Genomic DNA, 15,846 nt, shown 5'->3' with positions numbered 1-15,846 from the left:
TTCGGATCAGGCCGTCGCGAGTGACGGTGAGGGGGGTGACGAAGGGGTGGTGCCGTCCTGGTGGTAGACGGAGTGCCAGACCCGGTTGCGGAGCGCGGCGAACTCGGGACTCAGGCGGAACTCCTCCGACCGGGGATACGGAAGGTCGACGTCGATGACGTCGTAGATGCGTCCGGGCCGTGCCGCCATCACGACGACGCGATTGGCGAGGAACACGGCCTCGTCCACGTCGTGCGTGATGAACATGACCGTGCGTTGCTCCTTGCTCCACGTGTCGAGCAGTTGTTCCTGGAGCTTGACCCGGGTGAGGGCGTCGAGGGCGCCGAAGGGCTCATCCATCAACAGGATCGACGGGTTCACCGCGTAGGCGCGGGCGATGGCACAGCGCTGCCGCATGCCGCCGGAGAGCATCTTCGGCAGGGCGTCGGCGAAATCCTCCAGGCCGACCATCCGGATGAAGTACTCGGCCCGCTCACGGCGCTGCGCCTTCGGCACGCGGGCGGTCTTCAGGCCGAACTCCACGTTCTTGCGTACGGTCAGCCAGGGGAAGAGCGCGTACTGCTGGAAGATGACGCCGCGCTCGGGACCTGGTCCGGAGACGGGTTTCCCGTCGACGATCGCTCGGCCCTCGGTCGGCTCCTCCAGTCCGGCGAGGATGTTGAGCAGGGTGCTCTTGCCGCAACCGGACGGCCCGACCACGGTGACGAACTCGTTGTCGGCGATGTCGAGGGACACCTGGTCGAGTGCGGTGAACGTCTGCCGGCCCAGCGAGAACGTCTTGGTGACCGCCTGTACCGAGATCTTGGCGGCCGGCGTGCCGGGACGTGGCGAATTCGAGGTCATCGGCGCTCCTGCCATCCGGTGAGCCTGCGTTCGGCCGCGAGCAGCACGCGGTCCATCAGCAGGCCGAGGATCCCGATCGAGATCAGTCCGACGAAGATCGTCGGGAGGTCGTAGTAGAGCTGGGCGTTCTGCATGCGGTAGCCCAGGCCCTGTTGGGCGGCGATCAGCTCGGCGGCGACCAGGGTGGCCCACGCCGACCCGAGGCCGACCCGCATGCCGACGAGGATGAACGGAGTGGAGGCGGGCACCACCACCCGGGCGAAGATTCCGGCGTCCCGCGTGCCGAGCACCCGCGCCGCGTTGATGAGCGTCCGGTCGACGCTCACCACGCCCTGGAACGTGGAGATGACGCAGGCCAGGAAGGCCGCCAGGAAGATGACGAAGATCTTCGGTGCCTCGTCGATGCCCATCAGCACGATCGCGAGCGGAATGATGGCCAGCGGCGGGATGGTGCGGAAGAACTGGATCCACGGCTCGACCAGGCCCCGCACGACGCCGTACCACCCCATGAGGAATCCGATCGGGATGGCCGCCGCCGTACCGAGGACGAACCCGGCCAGCACCCGACCGAGACTGACCAGGATGTCGTTCTCCAGCGTGCCGTCGGCGAGCAGGTCCCTGGCCCGCGAGACGACCTCGGTCGGCTGTGGCACCTTCACGCCGAGGGCCGCGAGGGCCCACCAGACGCCGATGCCGAGCGCTATGGACACGGCGTTCAACGCCAGCGGCAGTCCGCGTGGACGGCCCCGGCGCGTCTGCGGTGACGCGAGCCGGTTGTCACGTCCGGTGTGCGCGGCCGGTTCAGTGATGACGGCCATGGGACATCCTTTCGATCGTGGTCTGCGGGACGCGGATGCCGCCCCCACTGCCGGCGGCGCCTGCCTTGGGGGGCTCGGGGTAGGCCGCCAGCAGCGGCGAACTGTGGAACAGCGCGGCCAGGGCGCCCAGTGCGCCGTCGTCGTCCGAGAGTTCCGCCGCACGGACGAGCGGGATGCTGGCCGCGTCCGGCAGGAGCTCGTAGGCGATGGTGGCGCGGACCTGCTGGACGATGACGGGAGCGACGCGCACGATCTCGCCGCCGATGACGATCTCGGCGGGGTTCAGCGCCATCGCCGCCGTGCCGACGACCCGGCCGATGGCGGCGGCCGCCGCCCGCAACACCTGCTCGACGATCGGGTGTGACCGTTCGACCGCCGCGCGCAGCTCGTCGAGGTCGTCGACCGGGACGCCGCGGGTCCGGCAGTTCGCCAGGATCGCCGGTACCGACGCGACGGTCTCCAGGCAGCCGTTCTTGCCGCACCGGCACGACCCGCCGTGCACGTTGACCCGGACGTGGCCGAACTCGCCGGCGAGTCCGGTCGATCCCGTGACGAGGCGGCCGCCGACGACCAGGCCCCCGCCCACTCCGTCGGAGACCCGTACGTAGATCAGGTCGTCGACGGTGCCGCTACCGCTGATCGCCTCGGCGAGGGCGGCGAAACGGGTGTTGTTGTCCACCAGCACCGAGGCGTCGAACCGGCTCGCGAACGCGGCGCCGACGTCCTCCACGGTGTCGAGCAGGCCCGGTGCCGGGACCTGCCGTGGTGCGGGGCGCGCGGCCGGCGGTACCGGATGCGGTCCGGGCACGCCGATCCCGACGCCCTGAAGCGCGCCGTAGTGCACGTCCGTCTCGTCGGTGAGCCGGTCGATCAGCCGGAAGGCGGCGTCCAGCCGTTCCGGCCACGGCGCGTCGTCCTCGTAGCGTTCGGAGCCGGACGCGATGATCTCGTGCGAGGCGTCGGCAACCGCAACGCAGACCCGCCGGTGGCCGAAGTCGACCCCCATGAACTGACCGGAGGAGGGGTCCAGGGCGAGCCGTTCGGCCGGGCGTCCGCTGCCCTCGCGCTTCGCCGCGTCGGTGTCCACCACCACGATGGCGCCGCGCTGCAGGAGGCTCGCGGTGATCTCGGAGAGCGTGGAGCGCGAGAGCCCGACGGCGCGGGCGATCTGGCTCCGGCTCAGCGCTCCCTGCTCTCGCAGGGTGCGTAACACGCGCTCCTCGTGCGTGAGCCGCACGAGGGCGTGCACTCCGTTTGATGTCGGCACGGTGACGACCGTTACAGCGGCGAATTATTCCGTCAACCTTCCGACAAAATTCGGCTGGAATTTGTCAGGAGTCCCGACCTGATCACGAGATCACAACGCCGGCTGCGGCGCGGGTCGTGTCGTGACCGGAGAGGCCGACGCCGCATGCGGCGGCGGTCACGTCGCCGCGAGCAGCGCCATGATGTTCTTTTCGGTGACGTTCGGGCCGGTCAGCTGACCGGCGACGGCGCCGTCGCGCAGCACCAGAACGCGATCGCAGGAACCGACGAGTTCCTCCAGGTCGGAGGAGATCAGCATGACCGCCAGCCCGTCCACCGCGAGATCGTCGATGAGGGCCTGCACCTCGGACTTGGTGCCGATGTCGATGCCGCGGGTGGGCTCGTCGAGCATCAGCACCCGCGGGTGGGTGGCGAGCCAGCGTGCCAGCAGCACCTTCTGCTGGTTGCCGCCGGAGAGTTCCCCGACCGGCTGGTGCGGGCTGGTCGCCTTGATCCGTAGCCGCCGCATGAAGGTCTCGACGATCCGGTCGAGCCGGACCTCGGAGACGATGCCGGCGCGGGAGAGCCGGGGGAGTGCGGCGAGCGCGATGTTGTCGCGGACCGACAGCGTGGCGATGATGCCCTCGGTCGTACGGTTCTGCGGCAGCAGTCCCACTCCGGCGCGCACGGCGCCGGCGATCGAGCGCCGGCGCAGGCGGGCGCCGGAGACGGTCACCTGCCCGGCGTCCAGCGGCATGGCGCCGGCGATCGCCTTCGCCGTCTCGCTCCGGCCGGCGCCCAGCAGGCCGCTGAGCCCGACGACCTCGCCCGGTCGGAGGTTGATCGACACGCCGCCGAGCACGTGGCGGCGGGTGAGGCCGGTGGCCTGCAGGATCGGCGGGTCGGCGGGCTCGACGGCTGACGCGCCGCCGGGGGCGGTCGTCCCGAGCGTCACCCGGCGACCGAGCATCAGCGACACGAGTCGCATCCGGTCGAGGCCGGCGAGCGGGCCGGTGTGCACCAGCCGGCCGTCGCGCAGCACGGTGGCCCGGTCGCAGATCCGCTCGATCTCAGTCAGACGGTGGCTGACGTAGACGATCGACCGGCCCTGGTCACGCAGCGTGTCGAGCATGGTGAGCAGACGTTCGACCTGGTCGTCGTCCAGGCCGGCGGTGGGCTCGTCGAGGACGATCACCGAGGTGCCGGTGGCGACGGCGCGGGTCACGGCGACCAACTGCTGGATTCCGGCGTCGAACGACTCGAGAGGCTGTCGTACGTCGATCCGCAGGCCGCAGTCGGCCATGATGTCGCGCGCCCAGGTGTTCATCCGCGCGACGTTGATGAGGCCGAGCCGGTGGCGCGGTTCGCGGCCCAGGAACAGGTTGCGGGCGACGCTCATCTGGGGGACGAGATTGGCCTCCTGGTGGACCGCGCCTATCCCGGCGCGCTCGGCGTCGCGGGGGGAGAAGAACCGTACCGGCGTACCGTGCAGCCGCAGCACCCCGGCGTCCGGTCGGTCGATGCCGCAGAGCACCTTGACCAGCGTCGACTTGCCGGCGCCGTTCTCGCCGAGAATGGCGTGCACCTCGCCCCGCCGGAGCGTGAACGAGACGTGGTCGAGGGCGCGTGTGCCGGGGAAGTCGCGGACCACGCCCGCGGCTTCGATCACGGTGCTGCTGCCTGCCACGGCGCCTCCTCGTAGCGGCCGGCGAGTCGGCTGAGGCGAATGATTGCGCACGGCGGGTGCAAAGGTAAAGACGTCAGGGGCGGGCGACGTGCAGCCGGACGGCCCGGTTGGCCAGTTCGTCGAGCACGTCGCGGGGGGCCGCGTCGTCGGTCACGAGATGGTCGATCTCGTCGGTCGGGATGGTCTGCACCATGGTGTCGACTCCGATCTTGGTGTGGTCGGCGAGTACGACGATCTCCTCGGCGGCCGCGGCGAGCGCCCGGTCGACGCTGGCGACCTGCATGTTCGGCGTGGAGACGCCCCGTTCGGGGGTGAGACCGTTGCCCGAGATGAAGGCCCGGCGCACCCGTAGACCGGCGAGCGAGCGCTCGGCCGCGCTGCCCACCAGCGCGAGGATCGCGCCGCGTAGCGTGCCGCCGGTGAGGACGACCTCGACCCGCGGCGCGTTGGCGAGCGCCTGGGCCACCAGCAGCGAGTTGGTCACGACCGCGAGCTCGGCGTACCGGGTGAGCTGTTGGGCGAAGAGCTGGGTGGTGGTGCCGGCGCCGATGACGATGGCGTCGCCGTCCTCGACGAGCGAGGCGGCGAGCTCGGCGATGGCGGCCTTCTCGGCGGCGGCGACCTGGGCCTTCTGGGCGTAGGTGGGTTCCCGGGACAGTGCGCCGGGCGGGGTGGCCAGCGCGCCGGGCAGGGTTGCGCCCCCGTGGTGGCGGTTGAGCAGCCCTTCGGCCTCCAGGACCCGCAGGTCACGCCGCACGGTGACCTCTGAGGACTGGACGGCCTGGGCGATGTCCCGCAGGGAGACCGCGCCGTTGGCGTGCATCAGTTCGAGGATGCGTTGCCGGCGCTCGGCGGCGAACATGGTTCGCCGGCCCTCGGTCGCCGTCCGGGAGTCGTCGCCAGGAGCCACGTTGTCCTCTCTTCGTGAACGGGTCGGTCTGGTTCTGATCGTACTCTGCACGCCTCTTGGGCCTGGTGAGAGCGCTCCCGGATCGTTTCTGATCGGATCTGATCGAATGGTATTGACTTGAGATCGTGACGGTGATTGATTGTTTCCCAACGATTTCAGGCAGGCCTCCACCCGGCCTGGCCGGCCCACCGCCGGCCCGCGCCCGGGCGCTGCGTCCTGCCCTCTCACGCGACGCTCGTGAGAAAGGGGCCCTGAACGATGAGAAGAGCAGCCAGCGCGCTGATCGCCGCGGCCTGCGTGATCGGCGGCGTGCCCGGGATCGCGCGTGCCGAGGCGACCTGGCATCCGGGCACACCACCGATCGCCACGCCGTGGACCGGCCAGGTGTCGCCCGACAACGCGCTTCCCGACTACCCCCGCCCGCAGCTGGTCCGCAAGAGGTGGGAGAGCCTGAACGGGGTCTGGCAGTTCGCCGGGGCACAGGAAGGCGAAGCCCCGCCGATCGGCGAGCAGCTCAGCGAGCGGGTGCTCGTGCCGTACCCGATCGAGTCGGCGCTGTCCGGCATTCAGCGGCACGAGGACCGCATGTGGTACCGGCGCTCCTTCCAGGTGCCGGCGGACTGGCGGATCGGCGGCGACGAGCGGCTGCGCCTCAACTTCGGCGCCGTCGACTACGACGCCACGGTGTGGGTCAACGGCGTCCAGGTCGCCACCCACCGTGGCGGCTACGACAGCTTCAGCGTCGACGTCACCGACGCCCTGCACGGTCGGGGCGCCCAGGAGCTGGTGGTCGGCGTCGAAGACCGCACCGACAAGACCTGGCAGCCCATCGGCAAGCAGCGCAACGTGCCCGACCGGGGAATCTTCTACACCTCGTCGTCCGGCATCTGGCAGAGCGTCTGGATGGAGCCGGTGCCGGCGAGCCACGTCGACCGGCTGCGGATGACGCCCGACGTGGACGACGCCAGCCTCCGCCTCACCCCACAGATCGCCGAGGGCGACGGCCGTACGGTCGAGGCCGTCGCGTACGCCGGCAACAAGGTCGTCGGCCGCGCGTCGGGGCCGGCCGGCGCCGAGCTGCGCGTCCCGGTGCCGAACCCGCAGCTCTGGTCGCCCGACTCGCCGTACCTCTATGACCTGACGGTGCGGGTGCTGGACGGCCCGAAGGAGGTCGACCGGGTCGAGTCCTACTTCGGCATGCGCGAGGTGGCCAAGGTCAAGGGCGCGGACGGCAAGCTCCACCTGGCCCTCAACGGCAAGATCCTGTTCAATTTGTCCACCCTCGACCAGGGCTACTGGCCGGACGGCATCTACACCGCACCGACGGATGAGGCGTTGCGCTTCGACATCGCCGAGACCAAGCGGCTCGGCTTCAACACGATCCGCAAGCACATCAAGGTGGAGCCGGACCGGTGGTACTACTGGGCCGACCGCCTGGGCCTCATGGTGTGGCAGGACATGCCCGCCATGCGTACCGGGGGTGTCCCGCCGGTCGACGCGCAGCGGGAGTTCGAGCGGCAGCTGAAGGAGATCGTCGACGAGCACCAGAGCTGGACCTCCATCACGGTCTGGGTGCCGTTCAACGAGGGCTGGGGCGAGTGGGACCGCACCGCTACCGGCCGGATCGCCGACGAGCTGCGTGCCCAGGACCCGAGCCGGATGGTCAACGCGCACAGCGGCGTGAACTGCTGTGCCTCCAAGGGCGACTCGGGGCGCGGCGACATCATCGACTTCCACCAGTACCTCGGCCCGGCCTCACCGATTCCCAGCGGCGACCGGGTCGCGGTGGACGGCGAGCACGGCGGCCTCGGGTTGGAGGTGCCCGGCCACATGTGGTTCGGCGACGGGCACGGCTACGAGATGACGCCGGACAGCGCCACCCTCACCCGGCGCTACGTGGAGAACCAGCGCGACCTGCTGACCGTGGCCAACCGGTGCGGGCTCTCCGGCGGTGTTTACACCCAGACCACCGACGTGGAGCACGAGGTCAACGGCTTCTACACCTACGACCGCCAGATCCAGAAGATGGACTTCGACCGGGTCCGGGACGTCAACCACGCCATCGTCCGCTCGGTCGACGGCACCGGCGCGAACGCGCCGCAGCTGCCGCCGGGCACGCCGGGGCTGAGCGGGGTGGGCTGGTGGCCGCTGGACGAGGGCACCGGCACGGTGACCGACGACAAGGCCGGCGACCACGACGGGACGCTGGTGAACGGCGCGACGTGGACCACCGGCCACTCCGGCAGCGCGGTGCAGCTCAACGGTGTGAACCAGTACGTCGACACCGGCGCCGCGATCCTCGACACCACCGGCAACTACACCGCGTCCGCCTGGGTGAAGCTGGACAGCCTCGGCGGGTTCGCCACCGCGGTGAGCCAGGACGGCAGCAGCCACAGCGCCTTCTTCCTGCAGTACTCGGGCGCGGACAACCGGTTCGCGTTCAGCTTCGCCGGGGTCCGGGCGCTCGCGCCGACCGCACCGGAGACCGGCCGCTGGTACCACCTGGTCGGCGTGCGGGACGCCGCCACCGGCACGCTGACCCTCTACATCGACGGGCAGCGGGCCGGCACGGCCAGCTCCTGCCTGGGCGAGGCGTCCAGCGGACCGACCGTCATCGGACGGGCCAGGTTCAACGGCGGCCCGGTCGACTACTGGCGCGGTGCGATCGACCAGGTGCAGGTCTACGACCGCGCCCTGTCCGCCGCCGAGGTCGCCCAGCTCTACGCAGCGGGAGCCAGCAAGTGAGGCAGGTCCGCCTCGTCGCCGTCGTCGCCGCGGTGTTGACCGCGGCGACGACGGCCGCCCCCGGCGCCGCCGCACCGCCGGAGAGCCCGCCGCCGGCTGCCGACTCGCCGTACCCCACCGTCGGCGCGGGTACCCACTTCCTCGACCACCGCCGCTACCTCAGCGGGTACGCCGAGCCGGCCTGGTACGAGGCGAACATCCCCTTCGTGGACCTGCCCGACCAGCAGATCCAGGACGTCTACTACTACCGCTGGCGGGTGTGGAAGGAGCACCTGCGCTACACCGGCCCGACCGACGGCTGGGTGCTGACCGAGTTCCTCGACTGCTGCGGGTACGCCGCGCCGTACCAGGCCATCAACGCCGCTGCCGGGCACCACGTCGCCGAGGGCCGTTGGGTACGCGACGAGACCTACCTGAACGACTATCTGACCTTCTGGCTCACCGGCCCTGGGCAGCGGTCGCAGACGGTCAATCCGGAGGCGCCCGACTGGGCGCACGAGTACAGCTTCTGGGCGGCGACGGCCGCCTACCAGCGCGCGCAGGTGACGGGCGACTTCGCCTTCCTCCAGCGCCTGCAGGACGCCCTGATCGCCCAGTACCGCGATTGGGACAACCACTTCGATCCGGAGCTGGGACTCTACTGGCAGCGCCCGGTCTGGGACGCCAAGGAGCTGTCCCCGGCGAGCTACGTCTCCACCGACCACTTCGGCGGCGTGCACACCTTCCGGCCGTCCATCAACGCCTACCAGTACGGCGACGCGCTGGCGATCAGCGCGATCGCCCGGCGCAACGGCGACGCGAAGGTCGCCGCCGAGTACGCCGGGCGTGCGGCGGCGCTCAAGGCCAACGCGCACCGGTGGCTGTGGGACCCGGAGGCGAAGTTCTGGCTGGACATCGTCGACGAGAACAACCCGACCCACGAGCGGCAGCAGGTCCGCACCGAGGTCGGCTTCATCCCGTGGCAGTTCGGCCTGGCCGAGCCGGCCGACTCGGTGGCCTGGCGGCAGCTGCTGGACCCGCAGGGCTTCGCCTCGGCGTACGGGCCGACGACGGTCGAACGGCGCAGCCCCTACTTCATGAGCGAGGCCGCCCAGGGGTGCTGCCACTGGGACGGACCGTCCTGGCCGTACAGCACCTCACAGGCGCTGACCGGCCTGGCGAACCTGCTCGACGACCAGCCGGCGCAGGACGACATCGGTCGCGACGACTACTACGCCCTGCTGCGGAGCTATGCGCTCACCCAGTACCGCGACGGCCGGCCGTACGTCGCCGAGGCACATCACCCGGACGAGGAACGCTGGATCTACGACGGGCGCTCGCACAGCGAGGACTACCTCCATTCGTCGTACACCGACCTGGTCATCTCGGGTCTGCTCGGCCTGCGCCCACAGGACGGCGCCACGCTGAAGCTGAAGCCGCTGGTGCCGGGCGCCTGGGACCACTACGCGATCGAGAACGTGCCCTACCACGGGCACAACGTGACGGTGCTGTGGGATCGGGACGGTTCCCACTACGGGCAGGGCGCCGGGCTGCGCGTGTACGTCGACGGCGGGCTGCGCACCGTGTCCGCCGAGCCCGGCCCGCTCACCGTGCCGGTCGGCGCGACCGAACCGGCCCCGCAGACCGTACGCCTGGTCAACGACGCAGCAAATCCCCTGCGCACCGGCTACCCCAAGCCCATCGCGTCCTACACCTCGCCGTACGACAATCCGTGGAACGCGCTGGACGGCAAGGTGTGGTTCAACGAGGTGCCGCAGAACACCCGGTGGACCAACTACCGGTCGCCCAACGCGCAGGACTGGTACGGCGTCGACTTCGGCGGCCCGACCCGGGTCGAGGACGTGCGCTGGTACGGCTACGACGACGGTGGCGGCGTACAGGCCGCGGCGGACTACCGGTTGCAGTACTGGACCGACGGCGCCTGGGTCGACGTCCCGCAGCAGCGCCGTGCCAGCCAGCAGCCGATCGGGAACGGCCTCAACCGGATCACCTTCCCGGCGCTGACGACCGACCGGCTCCGGCTGCTCTTCACCAACCCCGCCGGGGCGTTCGTCGGCGTCAACGAACTGCAGGTGTGGAGCGCCTCCAGCGCGGCCGCCGGATTCGTCGTCGGCGACGGCGGCCCGGTGTCGGTGCGGCCGGGCCAGCCCACCACCGTGACCACCACGTTCACCAACCGGTCCGACCGGCCCGCCGAGGACGTCTCGGTCAGCCTCGCGGCGCCGCGCGGCTGGACGGTGACGCCCCTGGACGCCGTGCCCACCCGGCGTGTGCCACCGGCCGGTACGGTCACCACCAGGTGGTCGGTCCGCCCGGCGGACGGTGTGGCGCCGTGCGACGACGCGACGCTGACCGGCGAGGCCGTCTACACCGTGGGCGGGGTGCGGCAGTCGACGCACGCCCGGGCGACCGTCGAGGTCGGCTACGACCCGGCGCAGCCGCGCGGCCTGCGCGGCGACTACCACGTGAGTACGGGACCGGGGGCCTTCGACTTCGGTGCGCTGAAATCGTCCGTGGTCGACCCCGACCTCGACTTCGACGATCTCGAACCGGTCCTGCGGCAGCGCACCGGCCAGTCCGACGACGTCACGGTCCGGTGGACCGGCTCGATCGTGCCCAGGTACTCGGAGACCTACACCTTCTCGATGATCGGCGACAACGGCTTCCGGCTGTGGGTCGACGGGCGACTGTTGATCGACAACTGGATGGACAACTGGGACGTCGAGCGGACCGCCGCCCCGATCACCCTGCGGGCGGGGACCAGCTACGACATCAAGGTCGAGTACTTCGAGCACTACGGCGGCTCGAATCTGCACCTGCGCTGGCAGAGCCCGAGCCAGCCGAAGGGCGCGGTCGAGACCTGCGCGCTGTATCCCCCCGCCGAATGAAGAAACCCTCACCGAAAGGACCTCTCATGTCCAGGACATCCGGATTGGCGGCGGTCGCGCTGGCCGCCCTGTTGACCACCGCGGCGTGCGCCAAGAGCGAGGACAGCGGTGACACGCCCGCCCCAGCCGGCAGCGCGGGCCAGCAGGTCGTGCAGAGCGCGGGCGCTACCGGCCCCACCTGCACCCTGCAGAGCTTTGGCGGGCAGAAGTTCGACCTCAAGAAGGACGTGGTCGGCTTCTCCCAGTCGGAGAAGGAAGCCAACCCGTTCCGCATCGCCGAGACCAAGTCCATCAAGGACGAGGCCGCCAAGCTCGGCATAGCCAACCTGCGGGTCACCAACGCCCAGTCCCAGTTCTCCAAGCAGATCTCGGACGTTCAGCAGCTCATCGCCCAGGGTGCCAAGCTGCTGGTTATCGCGCCGTTGAACTCCGACGGCTGGGAACCGGTGCTGAAGCAGGCGGCGGAGAAGAAGATCCCGATCATCACCATCGACCGCAAGATCAACGCTCAGCCGTGCACCGACTACCTCACCTTCATCGGCTCGGACTTCTACGAGCAGGGCAAGCGGGCGGCCGACCAGATGATCCAGGCCCTCGGCGGCCAGGGTGAGGTCGCCATCCTCCTCGGCGCGCCCGGCAACAACGTGACCACCGACCGGACCAAGGGCTTCAAGGACCGCATCCAGGAGAAGGCACCCGGCATCACCATCTCGTTCGAGCAGACCGGCGAATTCACCCGGGAGAAGGGCCAGCAGGTCACCGAGCAGCTGATCCAGTCCCGGCCCGGCACCAAGGGCATCTACGCCGAGAACGACGAGATGGCGCTCGGCGCGGTGACGGCGCTCAAGGGCGCCGGCAAGTCGCCCGGCCAGGTCAAGATCGTGTCGGTGGACGGCACCCGTGCCGCCGTGCAGGGCATCGTCGACGGCTGGCTGTCCGCGGTCGTCGAGTCGAACCCGCGCTTCGGCCCGCTCGCCTTCTCCACCACCCAGAAGTTCCTCGACGGGGAGGGGATCCCGGCCACCGTGATCATCAGCGACCAGGAGTACACCACGGCGAACGCCAAGGAGAGCCTGGGAAACGCGTACTGATGGCGACCGCGGTTCTGGAGGCCCGGGGAATCTCGAAGGGATTCCCCGGCGTCCTCGCCCTCGACGACGTGTCCTTCCGGCTGGACGCGGGGCAGGTCCACGCCCTCGTCGGCGAGAACGGCGCCGGCAAGTCCACCCTGATCAAGGTCCTCACCGGCGTGTACCGGCCGGAGCGTGGGACGCTGCTGCTGCGCGACGAGCCGGTCACCTTCGACAACCCCCTCGTCGCCCAGCGGGCCGGGATCTCGACCATCTACCAGGAGGTCAACCTGGTCCCGCAGATGAGTCTCGCGCACAACCTGCTGCTCGGGCGGGAACCGCGCAGCCGGCTCGGGGTGATCGACACGACGCGGCTGTACGCCGAGGCCGAGCGGGTGATGGCCCGGTACGGCATCCGCACCGACGTGCGCCGCCCGCTGCGCTCGCTCGGCATGGGCACCCAGCAGATGGTTGCGCTTGCCCGCGCCGTCTCGGTCGAGGCCCGCGTGGTGATCATGGACGAACCGACCTCGGCCCTGGAACCGCGGGAGGTGGACACCCTCTTCGGTGTCATCGCCGACCTGCGATCCGAGGGCATCTCGGTGATCTACGTGAGCCACCGCCTTGACGAGCTGTACCGGATCTGTGACCGGGTCACCGTGCTGCGCGACGGCCGGGTCGCGCACGGCGGTCCGCTCGACCAACTGGCCCGGGTGGAACTGGTCGCCCTGATGCTCGGCCGCGACCCCGCCGAGATCCGGCGGGAGGGCGCGACGAAGTTCACCGGCGAGCACCTCAGCACGGCCGGCGAGCCACTCGTCGAGGCCCGCTCGGTGTCCCGCCGGCCGGTCCTGCGCGACGTGTCCGTGCAGGTCCGTCCCGGCGAGGTGGTGGGCCTGGGCGGGCTGCTGGGCGCCGGGCGGAGCGAGACGGCCAAGGCGATCGCCGGTGCCCTACCGGTCGACGCCGGCACGGTGACGGTGGCCGGGCAACAGGTACGTCGTGGCTCTCCGGCGGCGGCGATCCGGGCCGGCGTCAGCCTCGTCCCCGAGGACCGCAAGGCCGAGGGGATCGTGCCGACCCTGTCGGTCCGGGACAACATCGCGCTGGCCGCCCTGCCCCAGCTGTCCCGGTCCGGAGTGGTGTCCGACGCCCGGGTCGACCGGATCGTCGACAGCTTCATGCGGCGGCTGCGCATCAAGGCCGCCTCGCCGCATCAGAAGGTCTCCGAGTTGTCCGGCGGCAACCAGCAGAAGGTCCTGCTGGCCCGGTCACTGGCCACCGGCGCCAAGGTCCTGCTGCTCGACGAACCGACCCGGGGCATCGACGTCGGCGCCAAGGCCGAGGTGCAGGCGCTCATCGACGAGCTCGCGGCCGAAGGGCTCGGCGTGCTGCTGATCTCATCCGATCTGGAGGAGCTCGTCGAAGGGGCGGACCGGGTCGTGGTCCTGCGGGACGGCGCGGTCGCGGGCGAGCTGAGCGGCGACCAGGTGACGGAAGAAGCGATCATGGCAACGATTGCCGCGACGGGAGAGACCGATGGCTGAGCTCGCGGCCGCGCCGCGCGTGTGGGGAGGGCGGGCACGCCTGCTCACGTGGCTGCAGGAGTACGGCGTCTACGCGTCGGTGCTCGCGCTCCTGCTCTTCAACGTGGTGTTCACGCCGCACTTCCTGGAGGTGGCGAACTTCCGGACGCAGCTCATCCAGGTCGCGCCGGTCGTGATCACCTCACTCGGCATGGCGCTGGTGATCGGCACCGAGGGCATCGACCTGTCCGTCGGTGCCGTCATGGCGCTCGCCTCGGCGATGGTGGTGCTCTACCTCGGCTACGGCGCTCCGGTCGCGATCGTCGCGGCCCTGATCGCCGGCGCGGCCGCCGGCGCCGCCGGCGGCGCACTGGTCGCGTACGTGGGGGTGCAGCCGATCGTGGCGACGCTGGCGCTGCTGGTCGGCGTGCGCGGCGTGGCGAACGTGCTGGTGCCGCAGCTGACCGAGTTTCGTAACCCCACGCTGATCACCCTCGGCAGCCGGTCGATGCTGGGGCTGCCGCTCGTGGTCATCGTCGCGGCGGTGCTCACCGTGCTGGTCGCGTTCCTGATCAAGCGCACCACCTTCGGCCGGCAACTGGTCGCCGTGGGCGGCAACCGGGCCGCGAGCCGGCTGTCCGGCCTGCCGGTACGACGCGTCCTGATCACGGTCTACATCATCTCCGGCCTGCTCGCCGCGGTGGCCGGCGTGCTGGCCACGTCCCGGCTGCAGGCCAGCGACCCCACCTCGCTGGGCCTGCTCATGGAACTGTCCGCGATCACCGCCGTGGTCGTCGGGGGCACCCCGCTCACCGGCGGCCGGGTCCGCGTGCTCGGCACCGTGATGGGCGCCCTGCTCATCCAGCTCCTCCAGGCCACGCTCATCAAGCACAACCTGCCGCAGTCCTGGACCCAGATGGTCCAGGCGGTCATCATCCTGGCCGCCGTCTACGCCGCCCGAGGGAGGCGCGCATGACCACCACCACGACCACCGCCGCGGACGCGGATACCGGCACCGACGCGCGGCGCGGGCCGGGCATGCTGCGCCGCGAACGGATCGGCCACCTGCTGCAGCACCACGGCGCGCTCATGGTGCTGGCGGTCACCGTCGTGGTCGGGGCCGTCGCCTTCGACTCGTTCGCCACCCCGCAGAACGCCGCGAACATCGTGGTGTCCTCGTCGTTCCTGGCCATCGTCGCGATCGGGATGACCTTCGTCATCATCAGCGGCGGCATCGACCTCTCCGTCGGTTCGTCCTTCGTGCTCGCCGGTGTGCTGGCCGCCTACGGCTCCCGGTACGGGCTGCTCGTCGCGCTGCTGCTGCCGCTCACCGTGTGCGGCGCGATCGGGCTGGTGCAGGGGCTGATCGTGGCACGCACCGGCATGGCGCCGTTCATCGTGACCCTGGCCGGGCTGCTCGGCATGCGGGGCCTCATGCTCGCCGTATCCGACGAGGGGGCGAACACCTACCTGGTGCGGAACGACGCGTTCAGCGCCCTGGGCCAGGCGTCCTTCCTGGGCCTCACCGTGCCCGTCTGGATCACGCTGGGTCTGGCCCTGCTGGGCGGCGTGCTGTTGCAACGCACCGGCTTCGGTCAGAACGTCTACGCCATCGGCGGCAGCGAGGAGGCCGCGATCCTCATGGGCGTGCCGGTCACCCGGGTCAAGGTCCTCGTCTATCTCATCTCCGGACTGCTCGCCGGATTGGCGGGCGCCCTCAACGCCGCCCGCCTGTCCTCCGGTGTCACCATCCTCGGCGCGGGCATGGAGCTCGACGTCATCGCCGCCGTGGTGATCGGCGGCACGCTGCTCACCGGTGGTTCCGGCGGTCTCACCGGAACGATGGCGGGTGTGCTCCTGCTCGGGGTCATCCAGAGCCTGATCAACCAGATCGGCGTGCTCACCTCGTCGTTCCAGCAGGTCGTCAGCGGCGCCTTCCTCGCTCTGGTGGTGGTCACCCAGCGGATCCTGCACCGGGCGCAGCGGCTGTCCTGAGGACGGCCCCCGGGCCGCACCGGAGCCCGGGGGCGCAGCAGGACGCTGCCGGACGTGCTGCGGCCGATCCGGCCGTTGGTGGTCCCGGACCATCACCGCCAGGTCCCCTTGGGCGACGA

The 15,846-nt window shown here is 70.6% G+C and carries 11 protein-coding genes; 6 read left to right on the top strand and 5 right to left on the bottom strand.

Annotation, left to right across the window (positions count from 1 at the left end; all coding sequences use genetic code 11):
* Nucleotides 1–6: 6 nt before the first annotated feature.
* The 5 genes from ACGFI9_RS04875 to ACGFI9_RS04855 all read right to left on the bottom strand — a co-directional run bounded on the left by ACGFI9_RS04875 (nt 7) and on the right by ACGFI9_RS04855 (nt 5,503).
* A complete protein-coding gene (locus ACGFI9_RS04875; protein WP_393174973.1) occupies nt 7–843 on the bottom strand; it encodes an ABC transporter ATP-binding protein in 837 nt (278 codons plus the stop codon).
* Entirely contained in the window at nt 840–1,661 is an 822-nt protein-coding gene (locus tag ACGFI9_RS04870) for an ABC transporter permease (RefSeq protein ID WP_393174970.1), read from the bottom strand. Before ACGFI9_RS04870 ends, ACGFI9_RS04875 begins: the two co-directional genes overlap by 4 nt.
* Complete coding sequence (locus tag ACGFI9_RS04865; protein ID WP_393174968.1) at nt 1,645–2,898, bottom strand: ROK family protein; 1,254 nt, start codon at nt 2,896–2,898, stop codon at nt 1,645–1,647. Before ACGFI9_RS04865 ends, ACGFI9_RS04870 begins: the two co-directional genes overlap by 17 nt.
* Nucleotides 2,899–3,084: 186 nt before the next feature.
* Nucleotides 3,085–4,593, bottom strand: coding sequence for a sugar ABC transporter ATP-binding protein (locus tag ACGFI9_RS04860; RefSeq protein ID WP_393174965.1), 1,509 nt, complete (start codon nt 4,591–4,593; stop codon nt 3,085–3,087).
* Nucleotides 4,594–4,666: 73 nt separating this feature from the next.
* On the bottom strand, nt 4,667–5,503 hold the full coding sequence (locus ACGFI9_RS04855; protein ID WP_393174963.1) for a DeoR/GlpR family DNA-binding transcription regulator: 837 nt from the start codon (nt 5,501–5,503) through the stop codon (nt 4,667–4,669).
* Nucleotides 5,504–5,761: 258 nt separating this feature from the next.
* Between ACGFI9_RS04855 and ACGFI9_RS04850 the strand changes: the two genes are divergently transcribed.
* Genes ACGFI9_RS04850 through ACGFI9_RS04825 form a run of 6 tightly spaced genes read left to right on the top strand, consistent with a single transcriptional unit; the run spans nt 5,762 to nt 15,727 of the window.
* Nucleotides 5,762–8,248, top strand: a complete 2,487-nt coding sequence (locus ACGFI9_RS04850; RefSeq protein WP_393174960.1) for a LamG-like jellyroll fold domain-containing protein — start codon at nt 5,762–5,764, stop codon at nt 8,246–8,248.
* Entirely contained in the window at nt 8,245–11,136 is a 2,892-nt protein-coding gene (locus tag ACGFI9_RS04845) for a PA14 domain-containing protein (RefSeq protein ID WP_393174958.1), read from the top strand. The genes ACGFI9_RS04850 and ACGFI9_RS04845 overlap by 4 nt, the downstream gene beginning before the upstream one ends.
* Before the next feature lie 26 nt (nt 11,137–11,162).
* Nucleotides 11,163–12,227, top strand: a complete 1,065-nt coding sequence (locus ACGFI9_RS04840; RefSeq protein ID WP_393174955.1) for an ABC transporter substrate-binding protein — start codon at nt 11,163–11,165, stop codon at nt 12,225–12,227.
* Nucleotides 12,227–13,753 carry a sugar ABC transporter ATP-binding protein gene (locus ACGFI9_RS04835; protein ID WP_393174953.1) on the top strand — a complete coding sequence of 509 codons (1,527 nt, stop codon included), beginning with the start codon at nt 12,227–12,229 and terminating at the stop codon, nt 13,751–13,753. Before ACGFI9_RS04840 ends, ACGFI9_RS04835 begins: the two co-directional genes overlap by 1 nt.
* Nucleotides 13,746–14,708 carry an ABC transporter permease gene (locus ACGFI9_RS04830; protein ID WP_393174950.1) on the top strand — a complete coding sequence of 321 codons (963 nt, stop codon included), beginning with the start codon at nt 13,746–13,748 and terminating at the stop codon, nt 14,706–14,708. The genes ACGFI9_RS04835 and ACGFI9_RS04830 overlap by 8 nt, the downstream gene beginning before the upstream one ends.
* Nucleotides 14,705–15,727 carry an ABC transporter permease gene (locus ACGFI9_RS04825; protein WP_393174948.1) on the top strand — a complete coding sequence of 341 codons (1,023 nt, stop codon included), beginning with the start codon at nt 14,705–14,707 and terminating at the stop codon, nt 15,725–15,727. The genes ACGFI9_RS04830 and ACGFI9_RS04825 overlap by 4 nt, the downstream gene beginning before the upstream one ends.
* Nucleotides 15,728–15,846: the final 119 nt, after the last annotated feature.

The sequence above is a fragment of the Micromonospora sp. NPDC048930 genome, assembly GCF_043197935.1.
Taxonomy (GTDB): domain Bacteria; phylum Actinomycetota; class Actinomycetes; order Mycobacteriales; family Micromonosporaceae; genus Micromonospora.
Note: the sequence above shows the minus strand (reverse complement) of the source record. Positions and strands in the feature narration are given on the sequence as shown.